16 protein-coding genes, 1 tRNA gene and 1 other annotated feature are annotated in these 20,675 nt (G+C 43.2%); of the genes, 1 reads left to right on the forward strand and 16 read right to left on the reverse strand.

Translation table 11 applies throughout. The features are described from left to right. Positions 1-194 precede the first annotated feature (194 nt). Both ABWW58_RS06225 and cspD read right to left on the reverse strand, forming a co-directional pair. Positions 195-267, reverse strand: a tRNA-Arg gene (locus ABWW58_RS06225). A 142-nt stretch (positions 268-409) separates the two neighbouring features. Next, on the reverse strand, positions 410-610 hold the full coding sequence (cspD, locus tag ABWW58_RS06230) for a cold-shock protein CspD (RefSeq protein WP_093670966.1): 201 nt from the start codon (positions 608-610) through the stop codon (positions 410-412). A gap of 443 nt (positions 611-1,053) precedes the next feature. On the opposite strand from cspD, the gene ABWW58_RS06235 reads away from it, so the two are divergent. Beyond that, the gene (locus ABWW58_RS06235) at positions 1,054-1,713 is read left to right on the forward strand and encodes a deoxynucleoside kinase (protein WP_353868323.1); all 660 of its coding nucleotides are present in this window, start codon (positions 1,054-1,056) and stop codon (positions 1,711-1,713) included. 48 nt (positions 1,714-1,761) lie between these two features. Here the strand turns inward: ABWW58_RS06235 and ABWW58_RS06240 are convergent, their stop codons facing one another. The 14 genes from ABWW58_RS06240 to dnaA form a co-directional block, all read right to left on the reverse strand. After that, positions 1,762-1,914, reverse strand: a complete 153-nt coding sequence (locus tag ABWW58_RS06240) for a hypothetical protein (RefSeq protein WP_353868324.1) — start codon at positions 1,912-1,914, stop codon at positions 1,762-1,764. Between the two features lie 33 nt (positions 1,915-1,947). Further along, positions 1,948-3,234 carry a serine--tRNA ligase gene (gene serS, locus ABWW58_RS06245; protein ID WP_353868325.1) on the reverse strand — a complete coding sequence of 429 codons (1,287 nt, stop codon included), beginning with the start codon at positions 3,232-3,234 and terminating at the stop codon, positions 1,948-1,950. 144 nt (positions 3,235-3,378) lie between these two features. Continuing rightward, complete coding sequence (locus ABWW58_RS06250) at positions 3,379-4,563, reverse strand: RNA-guided endonuclease InsQ/TnpB family protein (protein ID WP_353868326.1); 1,185 nt, start codon at positions 4,561-4,563, stop codon at positions 3,379-3,381. A gap of 300 nt (positions 4,564-4,863) precedes the next feature. Then, positions 4,864-5,090, reverse strand: a binding site (T-box leader). A gap of 50 nt (positions 5,091-5,140) precedes the next feature. Then, a complete protein-coding gene (gene pdxT / locus ABWW58_RS06255; protein WP_093670972.1) occupies positions 5,141-5,716 on the reverse strand; it encodes a pyridoxal 5'-phosphate synthase glutaminase subunit PdxT in 576 nt (191 codons plus the stop codon). 14 nt (positions 5,717-5,730) lie between these two features. Next, the gene (pdxS, locus tag ABWW58_RS06260) at positions 5,731-6,618 is read right to left on the reverse strand and encodes a pyridoxal 5'-phosphate synthase lyase subunit PdxS (RefSeq protein ID WP_510770841.1); all 888 of its coding nucleotides are present in this window, start codon (positions 6,616-6,618) and stop codon (positions 5,731-5,733) included. A 383-nt stretch (positions 6,619-7,001) separates the two neighbouring features. Next, on the reverse strand, positions 7,002-8,327 hold the full coding sequence (locus ABWW58_RS06265; protein ID WP_093670976.1) for a D-alanyl-D-alanine carboxypeptidase family protein: 1,326 nt from the start codon (positions 8,325-8,327) through the stop codon (positions 7,002-7,004). A 193-nt stretch (positions 8,328-8,520) separates the two neighbouring features. Next, complete coding sequence (gene guaB / locus ABWW58_RS06270; RefSeq protein WP_093670978.1) at positions 8,521-9,987, reverse strand: IMP dehydrogenase; 1,467 nt, start codon at positions 9,985-9,987, stop codon at positions 8,521-8,523. 286 nt (positions 9,988-10,273) lie between these two features. Then, positions 10,274-11,359 (reverse strand): HD-GYP domain-containing protein, encoded by a 1,086-nt coding sequence (locus ABWW58_RS06275; RefSeq protein ID WP_353868328.1) that lies wholly within the window; start codon positions 11,357-11,359, stop codon positions 10,274-10,276. Between the two features lie 35 nt (positions 11,360-11,394). Beyond that, on the reverse strand, positions 11,395-13,857 hold the full coding sequence (gyrA, locus tag ABWW58_RS06280; RefSeq protein WP_353868329.1) for a DNA gyrase subunit A: 2,463 nt from the start codon (positions 13,855-13,857) through the stop codon (positions 11,395-11,397). Between the two features lie 51 nt (positions 13,858-13,908). Continuing rightward, positions 13,909-15,828, reverse strand: coding sequence for a DNA topoisomerase (ATP-hydrolyzing) subunit B (gene gyrB / locus ABWW58_RS06285; RefSeq protein ID WP_353868330.1), 1,920 nt, complete (start codon positions 15,826-15,828; stop codon positions 13,909-13,911). A 176-nt stretch (positions 15,829-16,004) separates the two neighbouring features. Further along, entirely contained in the window at positions 16,005-17,126 is a 1,122-nt protein-coding gene (gene recF, locus ABWW58_RS06290; protein ID WP_353868331.1) for a DNA replication/repair protein RecF, read from the reverse strand. A gap of 17 nt (positions 17,127-17,143) precedes the next feature. Further along, a complete protein-coding gene (yaaA, locus tag ABWW58_RS06295) occupies positions 17,144-17,365 on the reverse strand; it encodes a S4 domain-containing protein YaaA (protein WP_353868332.1) in 222 nt (73 codons plus the stop codon). Between the two features lie 99 nt (positions 17,366-17,464). Then, entirely contained in the window at positions 17,465-18,646 is a 1,182-nt protein-coding gene (gene dnaN / locus ABWW58_RS06300; protein WP_093670990.1) for a DNA polymerase III subunit beta, read from the reverse strand. Positions 18,647-18,911: 265 nt separating this feature from the next. Beyond that, complete coding sequence (gene dnaA / locus ABWW58_RS06305) at positions 18,912-20,333, reverse strand: chromosomal replication initiator protein DnaA (RefSeq protein ID WP_353868333.1); 1,422 nt, start codon at positions 20,331-20,333, stop codon at positions 18,912-18,914. Positions 20,334-20,675 lie beyond the last annotated feature (342 nt).

Genomic DNA, 20,675 nt, shown 5'->3' on the forward strand with positions numbered 1-20,675 from the left:
ACCATTATCTATGCCTTTAGCTACAATGAAACCCCTTTGCATTCCACTAAAAGTTAACTTAATTTTTCTGAGAGATTATCCAAAACCCCACAACTCAATATCTGAAATACCCTTGCCCGATCATCGCCCTATTCATTCTTATTGCAAAAAAAAAGACCCCTTATAATCAAGGGTTCTCTCACAACTTTCTATTATGGCCCTGGCAGGAATCGAACCTGCGACGCACGGTTTAGGAAACCGACGCTCTATCCACTGAGCTACAGAGCCGCGGATCGCACAATTTTTTTGCGACATAGTGTATTATACAGAAAAAGAGAGGCTTTGAACAGGGCATTGCCCGTTGAGCCACAAATAAAAGCAGCCCTTTTTTAGAGAGGACTGCTTCCGCATCATCGGTTATGGCCGAAGATCACAGTTTTGTAACGTTTGCTGCCTGAGGTCCGCGGTTACCTTCAACAATTTCGAAGCTAACTTCTTGACCTTCTTCAAGCGTTTTGAAACCGTCGCCTTCGATTGCAGAATAGTGTACGAATACATCATTTCCGCCATCAACTTCAATGAAACCGTAGCCTTTTTCTGCGTTGAACCATTTTACTTTACCGTTTTGCATGTGTAACTGCCTCCCTAAAACGTTGCGCTGCCCGCGCGTGAACTAAAACCATCCACCATTTAACAACAAAAACATGTACATAAAAAACAGACCTTTCCAGAAGTAAAAACTACTACACTTCTAGGAAGGGTCTTCATTCTTACATCCAGATCTTATATTAAGTAGTAAAATGGTTTATTACAATATAGCACAATACCCATATAGTGTCAATAAAATCGTAGGATTGTAAACGGATTCTTCCTTGGTATATCAACATTCCTCTGTCAAGTTCACTAATCATTAGTTTAGTATTATGCCTCTTCAATTATCGACCAAATTCTATTTTTTTATGCACAATAAATCGACATTTATTACTTTTTTTTGCGCTTTTTAGATGATACACTTATAAACAAATTGTATACGCGTTCCTGTTTTTCAAAATGCATCATGGAAGGACGTCACTAATGATCAAATCCACATCACCAACAAATAAATTAATCTCTGTCGCGGGCATGGTTGGCATCGGAAAAACAACTTTTGCCACAGCCATGGCAAACCGCTTGAACTATCACACATCCTTTGAAAAAGTGGACGGAAACCCCTATCTTGATTTATTTTATAAGGACTTTGAACGCTGGGCATTTCATCTGCAGATTTTCTTTCTCGGCGAACGTTTTAAAGAAACACAGAAGATCGCGACAAGTACCGATAACTTTATTCAAGATCGCTCAATCTATGAAGACACCGGGATTTTCGCGAAGATGCACCACGAAAAAGGAACAATGTCTGATGCGGATTACCGAACCTACTCTAGCCTTTTTAAAGCCATGGTGATGACGCCTTATTTCCGCCATCCCAATTTACTGATCTATCTTCACGGCTCTTTGGACGCGACTGTTAATCGAATTTGCCAGCGCGGACGCGGTTTGGAAAAAGAAACTCCCCACAGTTATTGGCAGGAAATGTTTGACCGCTATGAACAATGGATCAGCCATTTCTCCATCTGTCCGGTATTAAAAATCAATATCGACGACTATGATGTGGTCAACGATCCTGGTTCGGCGGATGCGATTGCGATGCGCATTCAGGGACTGTTGAGCGAAACGGCAGATTGCAGCAGCTAATAGTGAAAAAGCGCCGGAGCGAGTTTATATCTCGCGCCTGCGCTTTTTTTAGTTCTTATCTTCTTCGCTTGTATTCTGTTTTGCTTCTCGATCTTCTTCATCTTTGGATGCTTTAGGTTTGCCGGGATTTAACGAGATCCCCAGATCGTCAATCATTTTTGTCAGTCTGGCATCATTGTTCACTTTCTGATGAAGAGCCATGGCGCACCTCCTATGCATTTGATCAAAATGAACTTAGTCCTTCGGTGTGATTCGTTCCAAGTTCTTCATGTATGGACGAAGTGCTTCAGGAATAATCACGCTGCCATCTTCTTGTTGATAATTTTCCAGAATGGCCGCAACCGTACGGCCAACAGCAAGACCAGAACCATTGAGCGTATGCACAAATTCAGGTTTCGTCTTTGGACCGCGCCTGAAGCGGATATTCGCGCGGCGCGCTTGGAAATCCTCAAAATTGCTGCAAGACGAAATTTCTCTGTACGTATTTTGACTCGGAATCCATACCTCAAGATCGTACTTTTTCGCAGCCGTGAATCCTAAATCACCCGTACAAATTGCAATCACCCGATAAGGCAAGTTGAGTAAACGCAGCACTTCCTCAGCATGCCCGGTCAATTTCTCCAGTTCGCTGTATGAGTCTTCTGGCTTTACAAATCGAACGAGCTCGACCTTATTGAATTGGTGCTGACGGATGATGCCGCGTGTGTCGCGCCCCGCGGATCCGGCTTCAGAACGGAAGCATGCGCTGTACGCCGCAAAAGCGACAGGCAATTGATCCCCGCTTAAAATCTCGTCACGATAATAATTCGTAACGGGAACCTCGGCTGTTGGGATCAAGAAATAATCCCGATCATCAGCAATTTTAAAGGCGTCTTCTTCAAATTTCGGTAACTGACCGGTACCGGTCATGCTCGCCCGATTTACCATGTAAGGCGGCATGATTGCTTCATAACCATGCTGATCCTCGTGCAGATCAAGCATGAAGCTGATCAGTGCGCGTTCCAGACGGACACCCAATCCTTTGTAAAAGACAAATCGGCTGCCGGTTACTTTCGCAGCGCGCTCAAAGTCAAGAATATCCAAATTCGTGGCAAGATCCCAGTGCGCTTTTGGTTCATAGGCAAATTTGGTCGTCTCACCCCAAAAACGAATCGGTTTGTTATCGTCTTCACCGGCACCCACCGGAACTGTTTCATGTGGAACATTTGGAATGGACAGCATAACTTGCTTCAATTCTTCTTCAATTTGACTGAGCTCACTGTCCATTTCCTTGATGCTGGCACTGACCTCTCTCATTGAAGTGATCAGCTCCTGTGCATCTTCCTTGGCGCGTTTTTTGGCTGCAACTTGTGCGGACACTTCATTGCGTTTCGCCTTCAGAACTTCGGTTTGGCTGATCAATTCACGGCGCTTGTTGTCCAAGTCGGGAAACCGTTGAAAATCGCTGAGATCTTCACCTCTTTTATTTAATTTTCCCTTGATTTCATCATAATGATCTCGCAATCTTTTCATGTCGAGCATTGCTTTTCTGCCTGCTTTCTATAATGTATTCAATCAGATACACATCATCTATTTGTGTATCTTCCATTTTAGTCAGTCCTGTCATCATTGGTATTCTGAATGGGTGAGGGACACCTTATCACATGGACCAACTCTCGAACCCTCTTAGGTGGATTGTGCACCCTCAGTAGTAAGCCCTACTGCGTAGTGAATCAAATTGTTTACTGCGTTTTCATCACGATTCATCACAGTTCCGCATTCATAACAACGGTACGTATGATGCTCGTGATAGATGGTGTCGCCTTGCAATGTCATTTTATCTTTTCCTGTTTTAACATGATTGCAATGCGAACACCTTTGTGTACTCGGGTAATAACGATCCGCCACAACGAAACGATTACCCATCCATTCACTTTTGTATTGGATCATGTCTCTAAATTTTCGAAACATGGAACGGTGAATGTTCTTCGCTAGACGCTTATTCATCTTCATCCGATTGACGTCCAAGTCTTCAATACAAATCGTGTGGAAATCCGTGCTTAATTGATGGACAAACTTCTTTAAAAGATCTTCTTGAATCCGAGCAATTCTTTGGTACGATCGTTTAAGTTTGGTTCTCACTTTACGATAGTTAGTACTTCTGAACTGATTCGGATTCGAAACTCTTTTTCGAGCGAGAAGTCTTTGATAATGCGTGATGCGCTCATATAATTTAATTAAATGATCAGGTAAAGTACTGATCGTTTTGCCATCATTGTAATTGAAGTGTCCAATATTTACGTCAACGCCTGCGACATCTTTTCCTTGGCTTAACTCATTATCGTTGGTGTCGATACTGAGACATGCGTATAACCCATCTGCTTCTTCAACAACTGTAGCCATCTTTATTTGTCCTTCGAATCGTGGTGATTCTGCCATCTTAATGCCATACCATAAGACATTTATACCGCGAGGCTTATCAAGCATTAACTTGCCGTTCTTGATCTTCGCTCGATCCGTAGTAAATGATTTCTTGCTCAACTTCTTTGACTTGAATTTAGGCCGATCATGGTGAGGCATTTGTGGATTAAAAAAGTTCTTCCAAGCCTTGCTTAATGATGCCACTGATTGTTGCAAGACTCTTGCGGATAATCCATACTGCCAATCTTCTTTGTGTGCAACTAGTTCATTTCGCACAGCGTACTCATTAGGCTTTTTATTATTTTCTTTGTCAATAAGATGTAACTCATACAGAGTATTCCATGTTTCAAGAGCCAAGTTCCAACAATATCTGTGGTAGTTGAACAACTGGTCAAGATGACGCTTCATGGTTGCGTTAGGGTATAGTTTAATTTTATGTGTTTTGATCACCTTCCTTCAGCTCCACTAGTGAAGATTTTTATCATTTTCTATTTTTTCTTATACTTGCGTCGTCCGTATATCCGATAAAAGAGTATAAGCACTTCCTTAATAGAGTGTACGCAATGTACCGCATTAGTTAATATTTGGCAATGAATTAGTCAACTGTTTGTTTCTCCTGAAGAAAAACGAAGCAAAGCAAAGTCTTTTGATACCGGCTAAGTCTTTATTTTTCTTAAACTAAATACCGCTAATCCTTCATTTTTGTACATTATTATTTGTATAAAAATAGAAAATCCCGTCCCCTGTACTGATAGGGACGAGATGTAACCCGCGTTGCCACCCAAATTGCCGGCACGATGTTCAACGGTCTTGCCGGCCGCTTTAGTCATTGATAACGGTAATGATCCGTGTGATCAGCCCATAGACTGATCCAAACTCTCAAGGATGGATTCGCATTTGATCCTTCACCGCTTTCCACCAAACGCGGCTCTCTATTTAAGGAAACAGATACTACTTTTTCCTGTCATCAAGCTCTGAAAATTAACTAATTTAAAATTTACACTACTGTATCAAAAAAAGCAAGCGGTTAACTGTATTCATTCACCATTTGAACAAAGTAGCGATGCAGCGCAGGATTATCGGTCAATTCCGGATGAAAAGCGCAGGCGAGAAAGCGTCCTTGACGGCAAGCAACAATATGTTCCTCAAAAGTAGCTAGTACATCCACATTTTCAGCAGCACTTTTGATATACGGCGCGCGAATAAACACACCTGTATAATTTTCACTGACTCCTTTAATTGAAAGTACCGCTTCGAAACTGTCAACTTGGCGTCCGAAGGCATTTCGCTTTACATCAATATCCAATAATGCCAAATGTGGCCCTTTTCTTCCTTCAATCTTCTTTGCCATTAAGATTAATCCCGCACATGTACCGAAAACAGGTTTCCGCTCAGAAAATTGTCGCACCGCTTCAAATAGACCGTAGCGATCCATCATTCGACGCATCATCGTGCTTTCACCGCCGGGAAGCACCAGCCCATGTAAGCCCTCCAGGTCGTCCACATCTTTCACAAGCGATACTTGCGCTCCGGAACATTCAAGTGCATGTACGTGTTCACTGACTGCGCCCTGAAGCGCGAGCACACCAATTTTAACAGACATAGTTTTGGTTCACCTCAAATTCCGCGATCCTGCATGCGCTCGGAAGGCTCTAGATGGCTCATATCAATTCCCTTCATCGGCGCGCCGAGACCTTTGGATAATTCAACAATTCGTTCATAATCCTGATAATACGTAGTCGCCTCAACAATTGATCGAGCAAATTTTGATGGATTTTCAGATTTGAAAATACCTGAGCCAACAAAAACTCCATCGGCACCAAGCTCCATCATCAATGCGGCATCCGCTGGGGTAGCCACTCCACCGGCTGCAAAGTTAACAACCGGCAGCCGTCCTGCTTCTTTAATCTGTAAGAGAATTTCGTATGGTGCGCCTAATTCCTTAGCAAAAACCATCAATTCGTCAGGAGACATAGCAACAACCTTTCGAACCTGGCTGTTGACAAGGCGTATATGCCGAACCGCTTCCACAATATTACCCGTTCCCGGTTCACCTTTCGTTCGAAGCATCGCTGCGCCTTCACCGATTCTACGCGCTGCCTCGCCAAGATCACGGCATCCGCAAACGAAAGGAACGGTGTACGCCTTTTTATCTATATGAAACACATCATCTGCCGGGGTCAGCACTTCACTCTCGTCGATATAATCTACTTTCATCGCTTCGAGGACGCGCGCCTCAACAATATGACCAATTCTCGCTTTAGCCATAACCGGAATTGAGACAGCATTCTGCACTTGTTCCACAATAGTTGGATCTGCCATACGAGCAACTCCGCCCGCTTTCCGGATATCAGATGGGACACGTTCCAACGCCATTACCGCTGTCGCGCCTGCCTCTTCGGCTATTTTTGCTTGCTCGGCGTTGACCACATCCATGATCACGCCGCCTTTTTGCATCTCCGCCATACCGCGCTTTACGCGGTCCGTACCTTTCAATGCCACCATAATCCCTCCAATGAATCTATTTACTAAATTTTTTTTGAGTACCTATAGTGTACAACAAAACCAAGTAAATAAATATGTATAAAAGTCTTTTGGCTTTTTTTTCTTTTTATTAGACTATCCTGAGATGTTCTCTTTTATTGAAATAATTTCTATTCTCTAAATTCCATGAACCTCGTTATATTTTTTATTAGAAAAACTGTGCATAGTCCAGAGTCCTTATCTCCACAGAATGCAGGAGCTTTCGTGTCTGGGGTCAGTATATTGATAAAACGTCACTTATCCCAGTATCTGCAAGACCAAGATCATATACTTATTTTGCTAAAAGAAGCCGGGATTATCTCCCGACTTCCCATTTATGAATGGTGTTAAAGAATTCTTCCGATTTAAGAAAAAATTGATGCAAAGAAATTGCCGATTCCCTTGAACATCCGTACAAACCAATTATTTCGGTCTACGTGTTCCGCAGCAATGACTGGAATCTTATTGTTCGTGTTGTAAAGATAGCCATACTGTGATTTGCCTTTCTGAGTAAGCGTCACATAGCCGATCTTTTCGCCTTTCTTAACAGGAGCCTCTAGCTTGCCGTTCTTTAACTTAGACCGATCCAAGACAACCTTGTAGTCGGTCGCCACTTTTTCACCATTAGCAACAGCTGTTTTATAGGAGCCGCCAAAAGCTATCTTAACTGCATCTTTTTTTCCGTTATGCACAGGCACTGCCTTTTGACCTTTAATCAGCTGATTTTTCTTAGCAATCGTCTTTTCAGTGAATTGCTGATAGCCGTAGTCAAAAAGGGCTCGTGTCTGTTCAAAGCGCTGAGCATCGGAACCGGTTCCCATAACAACGCTGATTAGACGATGCCCGTTGCGATTAACCGTCCCTGTGAAGCAATACCCAGCAAGATCGGTATGACCTGTCTTCAGTCCATCTACGCCTTCATATTTGAATTTATTCATGTTCACGCCAAATCCTGGGAGCATATAGTTCCAGTTCACCATCTGAATGGGCGCGTCCACTCCGGCTGTGAAACTCTTTAATGGAATCTTGGAAATATCAAGCGCTTCAGGATAATCCTTAATCACATGATAAGCAAGTTTGGCAAGGTCATGAGCAGAAAGCTTATTGCTTGCGTTGTTGTCACCATATGGAGCGAACTTCCCTAAATCAACATTTTCAAGTCCTGAACTGTTGATGTAATGAGCACTGGTCATTCCGAATTTCTTTGCTGTTTTGTTCATAAGATCAACAAAATTCTTTTCCGTTCCACCAACTTTTTCAGCGAGTGCAATTGTCGCTCCGTTTGCTGAATAGATTGCCATTGCTTCATATAATTCTCTGACTGTGTATTCATAGTCTTTTTTCAATGGCACATTGGAGAATTCGCGATTCTGAGAAATTTGGTAGACATAGTCGCTGATCGACACTTTGGAGTCCCAGGTCAACTTTTTCGAGTGGAGCGCCTGCATAACTAAGTATTCGGTCATCATCTTGGTCATGCTGGCCGGAGGATACACTTTGTCAGCGTTTTTTTCATATAATATCTGTCCACTGTTAAAATCAATAAGAATCGCCGACTTGGCTTTTACGCCTAACGCGTCTGATGCCGCCTCTGCCTTTGAAGCGAATGGCGTTTGAAAAGCAAGTGTCAAAACAAGTACAAATGCCAGACTTGCCGCTGCAAAACGACCCAGCTTATTTCTAAAATTCAACCCCTACACCCCCGAAAGAATTCATGCGCCATCAATCAGCGCATACATAGAAAACCGAGGCGATACAAGCCGTCTCGATTTTTTCTTGATAAGTGGTCAGTCTCTACTCTGCAGATAAAAATTCCAAAGATTATCTGACTCTGGATCAACTAACCTCAACCAAATAACTCGACCTATGGAGCACAATCGTTATTTATTTAATAGAATAATTCGGCGCTTCTTTAGTTATCTGAACGTCATGCGGATGACTTTCAAGTAATCCTGCATTAGTAATTTTTGTAAAGCGCGCGTTTTCTCGCAGATTTTGCAGAGTCGCTGCGCCACAGTAGCCCATGCCTGAACGCAGACCACCTAACAATTGATAAATCGTATCAGCCAATCTGCCCTTATAAGGCACGCGTCCTTCGATACCTTCAGGAACTAATTTCTTTGCATTCTCTTGGAAATAACGGTCCTTGCTTCCGTGTTCCATCGCGCTAACCGAACCCATACCGCGATAGACTTTGAACTGTCTGCCTTGATAAATTTCTTTTTCACCAGGCGTTTCATCTACACCGGCGAGAAGTCCGCCAAGCATGACCGCACTGCTGCCGGCTGCCAAGGCTTTCACGATGTCACCGGAATATTTAATACCGCCATCAGCGATAATAGCAACACCATGTTTGTCCGCCTCATTTGCGCAGTCATAGACAGCTGTAATTTGCGGCACACCAACACCTGCAACAACACGCGTCGTACATATGGAACCAGGTCCGATGCCAACTTTGACAACATCAACTCCGGCGTCAATCAACGCCTTTGTTCCCTCAGCAGTCGCTACATTTCCGGCAATAATACTGATTTTTGGAAATGCTTTGCGAATTTCAGCTACTTTTTGAAGAACACCTTTTGAGTGTCCGTGTGCTGTATCGATCACAACAGCATCCGCACCGGCATCAACTAATTTTTCCATACGCAATAATGAGTCAGAAGTGACACCAACAGCTGCGGCAACCAGTAAGCGACCGTGCTCATCTTTTGCAGAATTAGGGAATTCAACGACTTTTTCAATGTCCTTTGTTGTTATAAGCCCTTTTAATACGCCATTTTTATCAACAAGCGGCAATTTTTCAATTCTGTTCTTATTCAGAATTTCCTCGGCTTCTTTCAGACTTGTACCTACTGGTGCTGTAACAAGGTTGTCCTTGGTCATCATATCGCCGATTCTTAATGAATAGTCCTTAACAAAGCGCATGTCACGATTTGTCAAAATACCAACCAAGTGCTGCTCTGTCTCATTATCAACGATCGGAACTCCTGAAATTCGGTATTTATTCATCAGATGTTCTGCATCGAAAATTTGATTATCAGGAGTCAGAAAAAATGGGTTCGTGATGACGCCACTTTCAGAACGTTTCACTTTGTCAACCTGTTCTGCCTGCTCTTCAATCGACATGTTTTTATGAATAACGCCCATACCGCCTTGCCTGGCCATCGCAATGGCCATCGCTGCTTCAGTGACCGTATCCATTCCCGCGCTGATAATCGGAATATTTAAATTCAGTGTCCGCGTCAATGCTGTCTGTACAGAAACATCTCTTGGTAAGACCTCGGAAGCTGCTGGAATAAGCAATACATCATCAAAGGTCAACGCCTCTTTTGTAAACTTATCTTCTCTCATCAATGTTAGATTACCCCCATGGTATGGTTGTGGTTGTCTTACTATCCGAAAAATTTATTGATAGCTTATCAAGTGGACTGTCGGCTGTCAAGAATACCGGATGAAGTTGAAGTTTTCAAATAACAGTTTCTTATTCAACTGATTTTCTATTCAAAAAGCTCTTTGAACATAATGATGAATCGAATACCTATTATTATAAACCGATTTTCAAGGTCCCGCAGGTAGTTTTTTTTCCCAATTGTTCCAAAAAGATGACGTGCAGGACTCAAAAAGAATCGCCACCATTTTATAGAAAGCGTTCAATGGTGACGGTACTATCTTGCAGCAAAGAAAGGACACGGTTATCGGTGAGATGAATCATCGGACGTGTTGGTTCTTTAACAGGTATAAAGGTTATTTCGCCGGATTGACCGTCGGATAGTTGAACATTCAGCCCGATAAAAAGAGTCATCAGCTCATAGCAAAATTTATCCACGAGATATCGCGAAAATTTACCATAGGAGGTGATGCTTAAATGATCTAAGCTTAAGAATATATTTTTTGAATGCTCAATCGAAAGCTGAGTTAAAAAGCTGTCACATATCGCCAGTAATTTTCCATTCAAGCTGAGCTGTGTTCCATCGATATTAAGCGGATAGCCGCTCCCGTCTTCACGCTCATGGTGTTGAATCACAGCAACCAAGGTCTCATTTTTCAGTGTTGAAATTCCTTTAAGCATTTTGTAGCTATCAATAACATGACGCTCAAAAATCTTTTTTTCACTACCAACCAACTCTTTTTTATCGAGGAGTGATGGCGGCAATTTGGCTAATCCACAATCTGCCAGCATTCCAGCGAGTCCGAGCTGAATCGTGTCCCCTAAAGCAAAATTAAACCTCTTTGCAAAAAAGGCGGCCACGAGTCCAAAAAGTACACTTCGTTCTGCGGCATTTTGGGTTCGTCTCTGCTTGATAAGAAAAGTCGTCAACCACATGGGATCAGCAAGAAAGCCTGTGATTAAAGGCATCATTGTCTCTCTAAAATCCCCTATGGAGATACCGGTGCCCGATTGCCATTGTTGAAAGAAAAACTGATAATCCCTCACTGATTGTTGGAATTTCCTATCTAACGGGCTCAGTTGCGGATTTGGTTCCGGCTCCGTGAAGGAGGGTACTGGTTCAGACTCTCTGACTGCTTTTTTCTCAGATGATTGTCGAGCAGATGATTGTGTCACTGGATCAATATCTAGCTTTGCTATTAAAAAGGCCTTTAAGAACGCAATATGCGTTTCGTTTAGTACAGTTCCTGCCTTCATCAGTGGTTTCACCGACTTTGAATAGACATCCTTGCGCAGAACAAAGCCTGTCTTAAGTTCATCGATAGTCACAATCACGCCAGCCCACCCCACCATTCCAGGTATGTGTGTCGTTACTCTTCATTTTCTCCGTCTTCTTGCTCTTCATCATCATTGTTCTGTATGCGAGCGATTGTCGACACATTGTCTCCATCATCAACACGAATCAAGGTTACACCCATTGTATTTCGGCCAAGTCTGGAAATTCCGGACACAGGCATACGGATAATAACTCCATTCGCTGTAATGATCATTAGATCTTCTGTTTCTTCAACAGTACGAAGGGCGACCAATTCACCATTTTTTTCCGTAATGTTACACGTCTTCAGACCCTTGCCGCCACGTGTCTGAGGGCGATATTCCTCGCAGTTCGTACGCTTGCCGAACCCGTTCTCCGTAACAATCAAGACATCCAAGCCTTCCTCGGCAATGCCCATGCCGACCACTTCATCACCTTGATCCAAGGTAATCGCCTTGACGCCTGCCGCGGTTCGGCCCATCGCGCGCACATCCGTTTCGTGATAACGGATGGCCATGCCTTTCTTTGTTCCAACAATTAAATCGCGAGTTCCATCGGTTAGGCGAACAGCCATCAATTCATCTTCATCACGCACTGTGATCGCAAACAATCCGTTCTTTCGAATGTTTGAAAAATCAGAGAGCGGCGACCTTTTGGTGATTCCATTCTTCGTCAGGAATACGAGGTAATGGTCGTCATCAAATCCTTCAACTGGGAAGAAGGCAGTTATTTTTTCACCCTTTTCAATTTGAATCAGGTTGATAATTGGAATGCCCTTGGCTGTTCTTCCGAGTTCAGGAATCTGATAGCCTTTAAGCTGATACACGCGTCCTTTATTTGTGAAAAAGAGGATGTGGTGATGCGTATTGGTTTGGAACAGATGTTCAACAAAATCATTTTCATTGGTACCCATTCCTTGAATGCCGCGTCCGCCACGATTCTGACTTTTATACGTATTAACTGGCATCCGTTTTACATAACCGTTATGAGAAACGGTGATGACGATATCTTCACGTTCGATCAAATCTTCATCCTCAATCAGATCATCTCCGACGGTGATCTCTGTTCGACGCGCATCATTGTACTTCTCTTTAATTTCACGTAATTCTTTACGGATGATATGCAGTACTTTCTGTTCATCAGCAAGAATTGCTTTAAGTTCCGCAATTTTCTTGACCAGTTCTGCATATTCTTGTTCAATTTTCTCACGTTCCAAACCGGTCAGGCGTTGCAGACGCATGTCCAGAATCGCCTGAGACTGTATTTCAGTAAGCGAAAACTTTTCCATTAATCCTTGTCGAGCAATGTCTGCCGTCTTGGAGTGGCGAATTAAAGCAATCACTTCATCCAAATGGTCCAAAGCGATCCGCAATCCTTCGAGGATATGCGCCCGTGCTTCTGCTTTTTTCAATTCAAACGCCGTACGCCTGCGAATGACCGTTTCCTGATGTTGCAAATAGTAATGCAAACATTCCTTTAAGGTCAGAATACGCGGTCTGCCATCAACAAGCGCCAGCATGTTAATTCCGAAGCTTGTCTGCAGACCAGTATGCTTGTACAAATTATTAAGCAAAACATTGGCATTCGTGTCGCGTCGAACTTCAATCACCATGCGCATTCCTTGGCGATCCGATTCATCGCGCAAGTCAGTAACGCCTTCGATTTTCTTATCGCGGACCAATTCGGCGATTCGCTCGACTAGCTTCGCCTTATTCACTTGGTAGGGGAGCTCTGTTACAATGATGCTTTGTTTTCCATTCGAAGCTTCCTCAATCTCAACTTTTGCGCGGACAATGATCGAGCCGCGGCCCGTTCGATAAGCACGACGGATACCTTCACGTCCGAGAATCAGCCCACCCGTCGGGAAATCAGGCCCTGGTATAAATTGCATTAATTCTTCAACAGCAACGTCCGGATTTTTGCTAAGCGCGAGTACGGCATCGATGACCTCGCCCAATTGATGAGGAGGAATGTTCGTCGCCATACCAACGGCAATCCCTGAAGCGCCATTCACCAGCAAGTTAGGAAAACGTGAAGGGAGCACAACCGGTTCTTCTTCATTCTCATCATAATTCGGAACAAAATCAATCGTATCTTTCCGAATATCGCGCACCATTTCCATCGATATTTTCGACATGCGCGCTTCTGTATAACGCATCGCGGCTGCCGGATCACCATCGACTGAACCGAAGTTCCCATGACCGTCAACTAATTCATAGCGATAGCTGAAGTCCTGAGCCATGCGCACCATCGTATCATAAACGGCTGAATCACCATGTGGATGGTATTTACCGATGACTTCGCCGACAATTCTCGCCGATTTTTTGTATCCTTTGTCCGACGTAATACCGAGTTCGTTCATCGCGAAAAGAATTCGCCTGTGCACCGGCTTCAAGCCGTCGCGCACATCGGGCAATGCGCGGCTGACGATAACACTCATCGCGTAACTCAAGAACGATTCACGCATCTGTTTGCCTATATTGACCGGCTTGACCCGCCGCTCATCTTGCTCTGCCATTTTTCTTCCTCCTTGCTTCAATCACACTGTATCTTCTGAAGATGGCCCTGATCACACATCCAGGTTCTCAGCATAGCTGGCATTTTGCTGAATAAAATCACGACGCGGTTCAACACGGTCACCCATCAGCATTTCAAATGTTTGATCTGCCTCGATCGCGTCTTCAAGGTGGACCTGCAAGACAAGACGATTTTCCGGATCCATCGTTGTTTCCCAAAGCTGTTCAGGATTCATTTCGCCAAGACCTTTATAACGCTGGAGCGCCGGTCTCACATTTGCAGGAAGCTCCCCTTGAATTCGTTTTAATTCCAGATCATCGTATGCATACAGAAGTGTTTTTCCATACTGAACACGGTAGAGAGGTGGCTGAGCTATATATACATAACCATTCTCAAGCAGTGGCCGCATAAATCGATAGAAAAATGTCAACAGGAGTGTACGGATATGCGCGCCGTCGACATCTGCATCAGTCATAATAATGATCTTATGGTATCTCGCTTTATCCAAATTGAATTCATCACCAATACCGGTACCAAGCGCCGTAATCATCGCGCGAATTTCTGCGTTAGAAAGTATTCGGTCCAGCCGGGCTTTCTCAACATTAAGGATTTTACCGCGTAGCGGAAGAATCGCCTGAAATAAACGATCCCGACCTTGCTTCGCTGAACCTCCGGCTGAATCACCCTCGACAATATACAATTCTGAAATACTCGCATCCTTTGACGAGCAATCCGCCAATTTTCCTGGAAGTGACGATACTTCCAAACTGCTTTTGCGGCGTGTTAATTCACGTGCCTTTTTAGCCGCAGTACGCGCTCTCGATGCGACAATGCCTTTTTCGATGATGAGCCGTGCGACATCCGGATTTTCGAGTAAAAATCGTGAGAATGCTTCCGAAAATAACGTATCCGTAATAGCCCGAACTTCAGAGTTTCCCAATTTGGTTTTTGTCTGACCTTCAAACTGGGGATCCGGATGTTTGATCGACACGATCGCCGTCAGTCCTTCACGTACGTCATCTCCAGTTAAGTTTGGATCGCTGCTCTTTACAAATTGGTTTTTACGCGCATAATCATTAATCACTCGAGTCAGAGCAACCTTAAATCCATATTCATGAGTTCCGCCCTCATGTGTATGGATGTTATTAGCGAAAGAATAGAGCTGGCTTGCAAAACCGCTGTTGTATTGCATCGCGATTTCGACTTTAATTCCGTCCTTTTCACCTTCAAGGTCAATCGGCTGGTGGATGACTTCTTTAGAGCGATTCAAATATTCCACATAGGAACGGATACCGCCTTCATAGTGGAACGTTTCTTTTTTATCGTCTTCGCGTCTGTCTTCAATTGAGATTCGAATATTTTTATTCAGAAAAGCAAGTTCGCGCACACGAACACGAAGTGTATCATAATCAAAAGTGGTCGTGTCGGTAAAAATTTCCGGATCCGGATCAAAGTGAGTCGTTGTTCCTGTCTGATCAGAATCGCCAATAATTTTCAGATCGGCTGCCGGTTTCCCGCGATGATACTCTTGGTAATAGACATGACCGTTTCGATAAACTTTGACCCACATTGTGGTCGAAAGGGCATTAACAACCGATGCGCCCACACCGTGAAGTCCGCCGGACACTTTATATCCGCCACCACCGAATTTTCCACCTGCGTGAAGCACGGTCATAATGACTTCAACGGCCGGCCGGCCAACTTTCTTTTGTATGTCGACCGGAATACCGCGTCCGTTATCCATAACGGTAATGCCGCCTTCTTTTTCAATGATCACTTGGATATGACTACAAAAACCCGCAAGTGCTTCATCAATTGAATTGTCAACAATTTCCCAAACCAAATGATGAAGACCTTTTTCACCGGTTGTACCTATGTACATCCCCGGCCGTTTTCGAACCGCCTCCAGTCCTTCAAGTACTTGAATCTGACTGGCATTATACGATTGCTTTTCTTCTTGATTTTCGCTCATCTTAACCCACCTAACTTGGTGTTATCTGAGAAACTCGCATTCTCATGTGTAAACTATTGAATCTAAACTTTGCAGATATCGTCCGTAATAGCAACTACAGCAAGCGCTCCGCTTCAATCAATAGCTTCTAAAAAGGTCATTTGTCAGCCGTTTGCGATACCGTTAACCATACCTAATTAACTTTTCGCACAGTCTACGACGCCCTGGTGTATGTGATAAAGTGTGGCTCGATCAAGCAAACTCTGATCCAATCCGTCGATAGACGTAGTGGTGACAAAAGTCTGTACTTTTTGCTGAAAAGCACCTAGTAAATGTGTTTTTCTAATATCGTCCAATTCACTTAATACATCGTCAAGAAGAAGGATGGGGTATTCACCAACTTCATGTTTAATCAATTCGATCTCAGCAAGTTTGACAGACAATGCAGCTGTCCTTTGCTGTCCCTGAGAACCGAACGCTTGCACATCCTTGTCATTGACAAAAAAACGCAAATCATCACGATGAGGTCCAAATAAGGTTGTCCCCCTGTCCAGTTCCCTCTGCTTCAACCGCTCATAACTTGTCTGATAGGCTGTTACTATTTTTGACGAATCGGCATTTTCTAATACCTCTGGAACTGAAGATTGATAGTCAATCGATAAATGTTCTCTTCCATGGCTGATCTCTTTCTGGATCGGTGCCGCCCATTCATTAAGCTGTGCGACAAAAGTCAGCCTGCGGTTAATAATTTCCGACGCGAGCTCAATCAGCCGTTCGGTCAAAATATCAAGTAAACTGCTATCACTGCTTGAATGCCTGGATGTTCTGAGCAGCGCATTCCTCTGCTGAAGCACCTTCTGATACTCGCCAAGATGATGCATATAGACCGGCGCAATTTGTCCAATTTCCATATCGATAAAACGTCTGCGTACCGCAGGACTTCCTTTGACCAAATTCAGATCTTCCGGCGCGAACATAACCGCATTGCAAAGACCTACATAGTCGCTCAATCTTCGTTTTTCAAGATGATTGGCTTTCGCTTTCTTTCCTTTGCCTGATATGATCAGTTCAAGAGGGATCGATTGACCACGTCTGGATATTCTACCTTTTATTTTACCATAATCCCGATCCCATTGGATTAAATCTTTATCATGAGACGTTCTGGGCGATTTTGCGATCGCCAGGACATAGATCGCCTCAAGTAAATTTGTCTTCCCTTGAGCGTTCTCACCTAGGAAAACATTCACAGAGTCAGAAAAAGACAGCGTTAAGCTGTCATAATTTCTGTAAGCTGTAAGCTCAATCGACTCAAGTTTCATGGTGGGGCAGCTCCCCTCTAATCACGGTTGATAATGAATTCTTCCGAATTGCTAATTTTTATCCGGTCGCCTTCAACTAATTTTTTTCCCCGCCTATTTTCATGTTCATCATTGACAAAGATTTCCGTTTCCGCTAGGAAGTGCTTCGCTTCTCCGCCAGTCTGGATTAGTCCCTCATATTTCAATAATTGGCCTAATGTAATGAACGATTCTCCGGCTTTTAATTTTACTTGTTTCAACTTCTTTTCCTCTTTTCTTGATAACAACCGATGCATGGTTCTATTTATCGCGCATAGACTGAAAACGTGGAGTGATCGAATTCATTTTGCCGGCGTGTCTTAGAACGTACGGATCGGCAGGATCAGCATTAAAATATTCTCGTCACCAATAGGCCGGATAATGATCGGTCTCATTGGACCTACAAAATGGATCCGGACGTTTTGGGCATCGACCTTGCTAAGTGCGTCCATCATGAATTTAGCGCTGAAGGAGATGCGCAGCGGATCTCCTTCAAACTTTTCAGTTGCCAAAGTCTCATAAGCACGTCCTAATTCAAGAGATTGTGAGGAAACTTCAACTTGGTTGCCTTCTGCACGTAACTTAACGACGTTGTTCCGTTCTTCTTTTGCAAGCAATGCTGCGCGTTCGATGGCATGATACAGAGCCTTTGTACCTAAATCAATTGTCGTTTTGCTTTCCGTCGGAATCAGACGGCTCGTATCCGGATAATTCCCGTCAAGTAATCGTGAGTAGAATTGAACGTTATGGCTTTTAAAAAGAATCTGATTGGCTGTCATAACAATATCAACCATCTGTTCATCATCATCATCCAGGATCTTCGAGAGTTCGTTTAGGCTTGATCCCGGAATAACAAGTGTCTGCGTGCCGGAGTCTTCTGTTTTATCCACAGTGACTGAACGCTGAGCAAGCCGGTGACTGTCGGTCGCAACACAATTCAACTGATTATCTTGTATAATCCATTTCACTCCGGTCAGAACAGGACGAGTTTCTGTTACTGAGACGGCATAAACGGTTTGTTTGATTAAATCTTTAAGCAGGTCTTTACGTATTCTAAATACATCGCTCTCGTTAATAATTGGTAAGTTTGGATATTCTTCAGGATCAAGACCATTTAGGCTGAATTCAGTTGTTCCTGAAATTATTTTCGTAATTAATCTGCTGTCCACTTCAATATGAACTTCCTCATCCGGCAGTTTTCGCACAAGTTCTGAAAAAAGACGAGAGGGTAAAACAATTTGACCCGGAGTATGGACAACAGCATTTTCATTACCATCTTCTTCAAGAGGAATAAATGATCGAATTGAGATATCCGAGTTACTTCCGGTTAATGTAATTCCATCCAGTCCCGCTGTTATTTTCACACCGGTAAGAATTGGGATCGTAGTCTTAGACGATATTGCTTTCATAACTTGATTGACTGCATCGACAAGTTTTTCTTTAAGTACGGTAAGTTTTAGCGTAAGTGCTGCATTTGGATTTATGTCTTGCGTTTCTTGCATGTTTGTTGCCTCCAAATCTTATATTAAAGAATAAAAAAATAGTAATCATAATAGTAGGGACTGTGAATATGTTAGTAAGTAGGATAAGCCTTGATATATAGTTTTATCCACATGTTGATAAGTTGTGGATAAAACTGGGGGTGTGCCGGATAATTATACACACCCCTGTCAATAAAAAAGTTCATTCAATTTTATATTATAAGAAATTATATAACTATAAGGATTATGATTTCTGAGTCCCAAGGCTTTCATCGGCACGTTTTTTTCATTGCGTTTTGATCGGCGCTTTTAACTGGTCGATGAGTGCGTTTACTGTTTTCTGGAGATCTCGATCAACCGAAAGCTGTTTGGTTATTTTTTCATGCGCATGAATCACAGTTGTGTGATCTCTGCCGCCAAATTCTTCACCAATTTTCGGTAAAGAGTAGTCAGTGAGTTCTCTTGAGAGATACATCGCGATCTGTCTCGGGAAAGCAATCGATTTCGTTCGTTTTTTCGCTGAGAAGTCTTCAAGTTTCATATGGTATTCTTCCCCGACAGCGACTTGGATATCTTGGATGGTGATCGTCTTTGGACGAGCCGATGGGATAATATCCCGCAAAGCCTCGGCTGCCAGATCAACGTTAATGTCCTGATTGTTCAAGGAAGAAAATGCAATAACGCGTATTAGTGCACCCTCCAGCTCACGAATGTTTGTATCAATCTGGTTCGCAATGTAGATCATGACTTCATTTGGGATGTCAAGACCCTCGGCTTTTGCTTTTTTGCGAAGGATTGCGATTCGTGTCTCCAGATCCGGCGGGGTTATATCTGTGATAAGTCCCCATTCAAATCGCGAACGCAGCCGATCTTCCAATGTTGGGATTTCTTTGGGCGGTCGGTCACTCGAAATGACAATTTGTTTGTATTCCTCGTGCAGTGCGTTAAAGGTATGGAAAAATTCCTCTTGAGTTTGTTCTTTTCCGGCAAGAAATTGAATATCGTCAATGAGCAGAACATCAACGCCTCGGTATTTATTGCGAAATTCAACGGTTTTGTTATCGCGGATTGAATTGATGAATTCGTTTGTGAATTTCTCTGAAGAGAGATAAACAACACGCGCAGAAGGATTATGATCGATTACATAATGACCGATTGCATGCATCAGATGGGTCTTCCCAAGCCCAACCCCGCCATAAATAAAAAGGGGATTGTAGGCTTTTGCCGGTGCTTCCGCCACAGCAAGTGAAGCAGCATGGGCAAAACGGTTACCCGATCCAATGACAAATGTCTCAAACGTGTTCTTTGAATTGAGCATGCTGTTCCCTAAGTCTTCCATGCGGTGCTGATTCCTCTGACTCATGCCCCCATAAGGGTTACCGTGGTCATTTGGGTTGAAATTCATTCCATCACTCTTTCCTTTATTCGTTGTAACAGGTGAGGCGTTGTTGTCATTTTCTTTTCTGGGAATGACAAATTGAACACGATAGCGAGAACCGGTGAGCTCATAGAGAATATCGGAAATGAGCTTTGCATAATGTTCTTCCAGCCAATCACGTGAAAATTCATTGGGCACGCTAACAATCATCATTTGACCATTAATAGACTGAGCTCGTGTTTCTTTCAACCAAGTTTCAAAACTAGGCTTGCTCAGTTTCTTTTTAATGATTTCTAGTGTTTGGATCCATAGTTCTTGAAGGTTGTTCAAAGTAAAGCGGCCCTCCTTAAAAAGTTGCATTGTTACAGTATAATTCCACACTGCCCGAGATCAATTATCCTGGTGGGATTCCACGAGCAAGTTGATCTTAATAAACCAATAAAAAATGAAACAAAAAATATGCCGGGTAGTGCAGCGGGCATACGTACGGCTTTTCTCGGTATTTTGGCAAGGAAAAAATAAGGCCAATTCATGCAAGGCAATCTGATCAGTAATTTCTTAAACTAAATTTTAGTTAATATAATTTTATCCACAAGTGAATCAGCTGAAGAAGAACGGAAACATCAGATAATGAGAAAGATATCAACAAGGTGCATACATTGTGGATAACTA

The sequence above is a fragment of the Sporolactobacillus caesalpiniae genome (assembly GCF_040513385.1).
In the GTDB taxonomy this organism is placed as follows: domain Bacteria; phylum Bacillota; class Bacilli; order Bacillales; family Sporolactobacillaceae; genus Sporolactobacillus.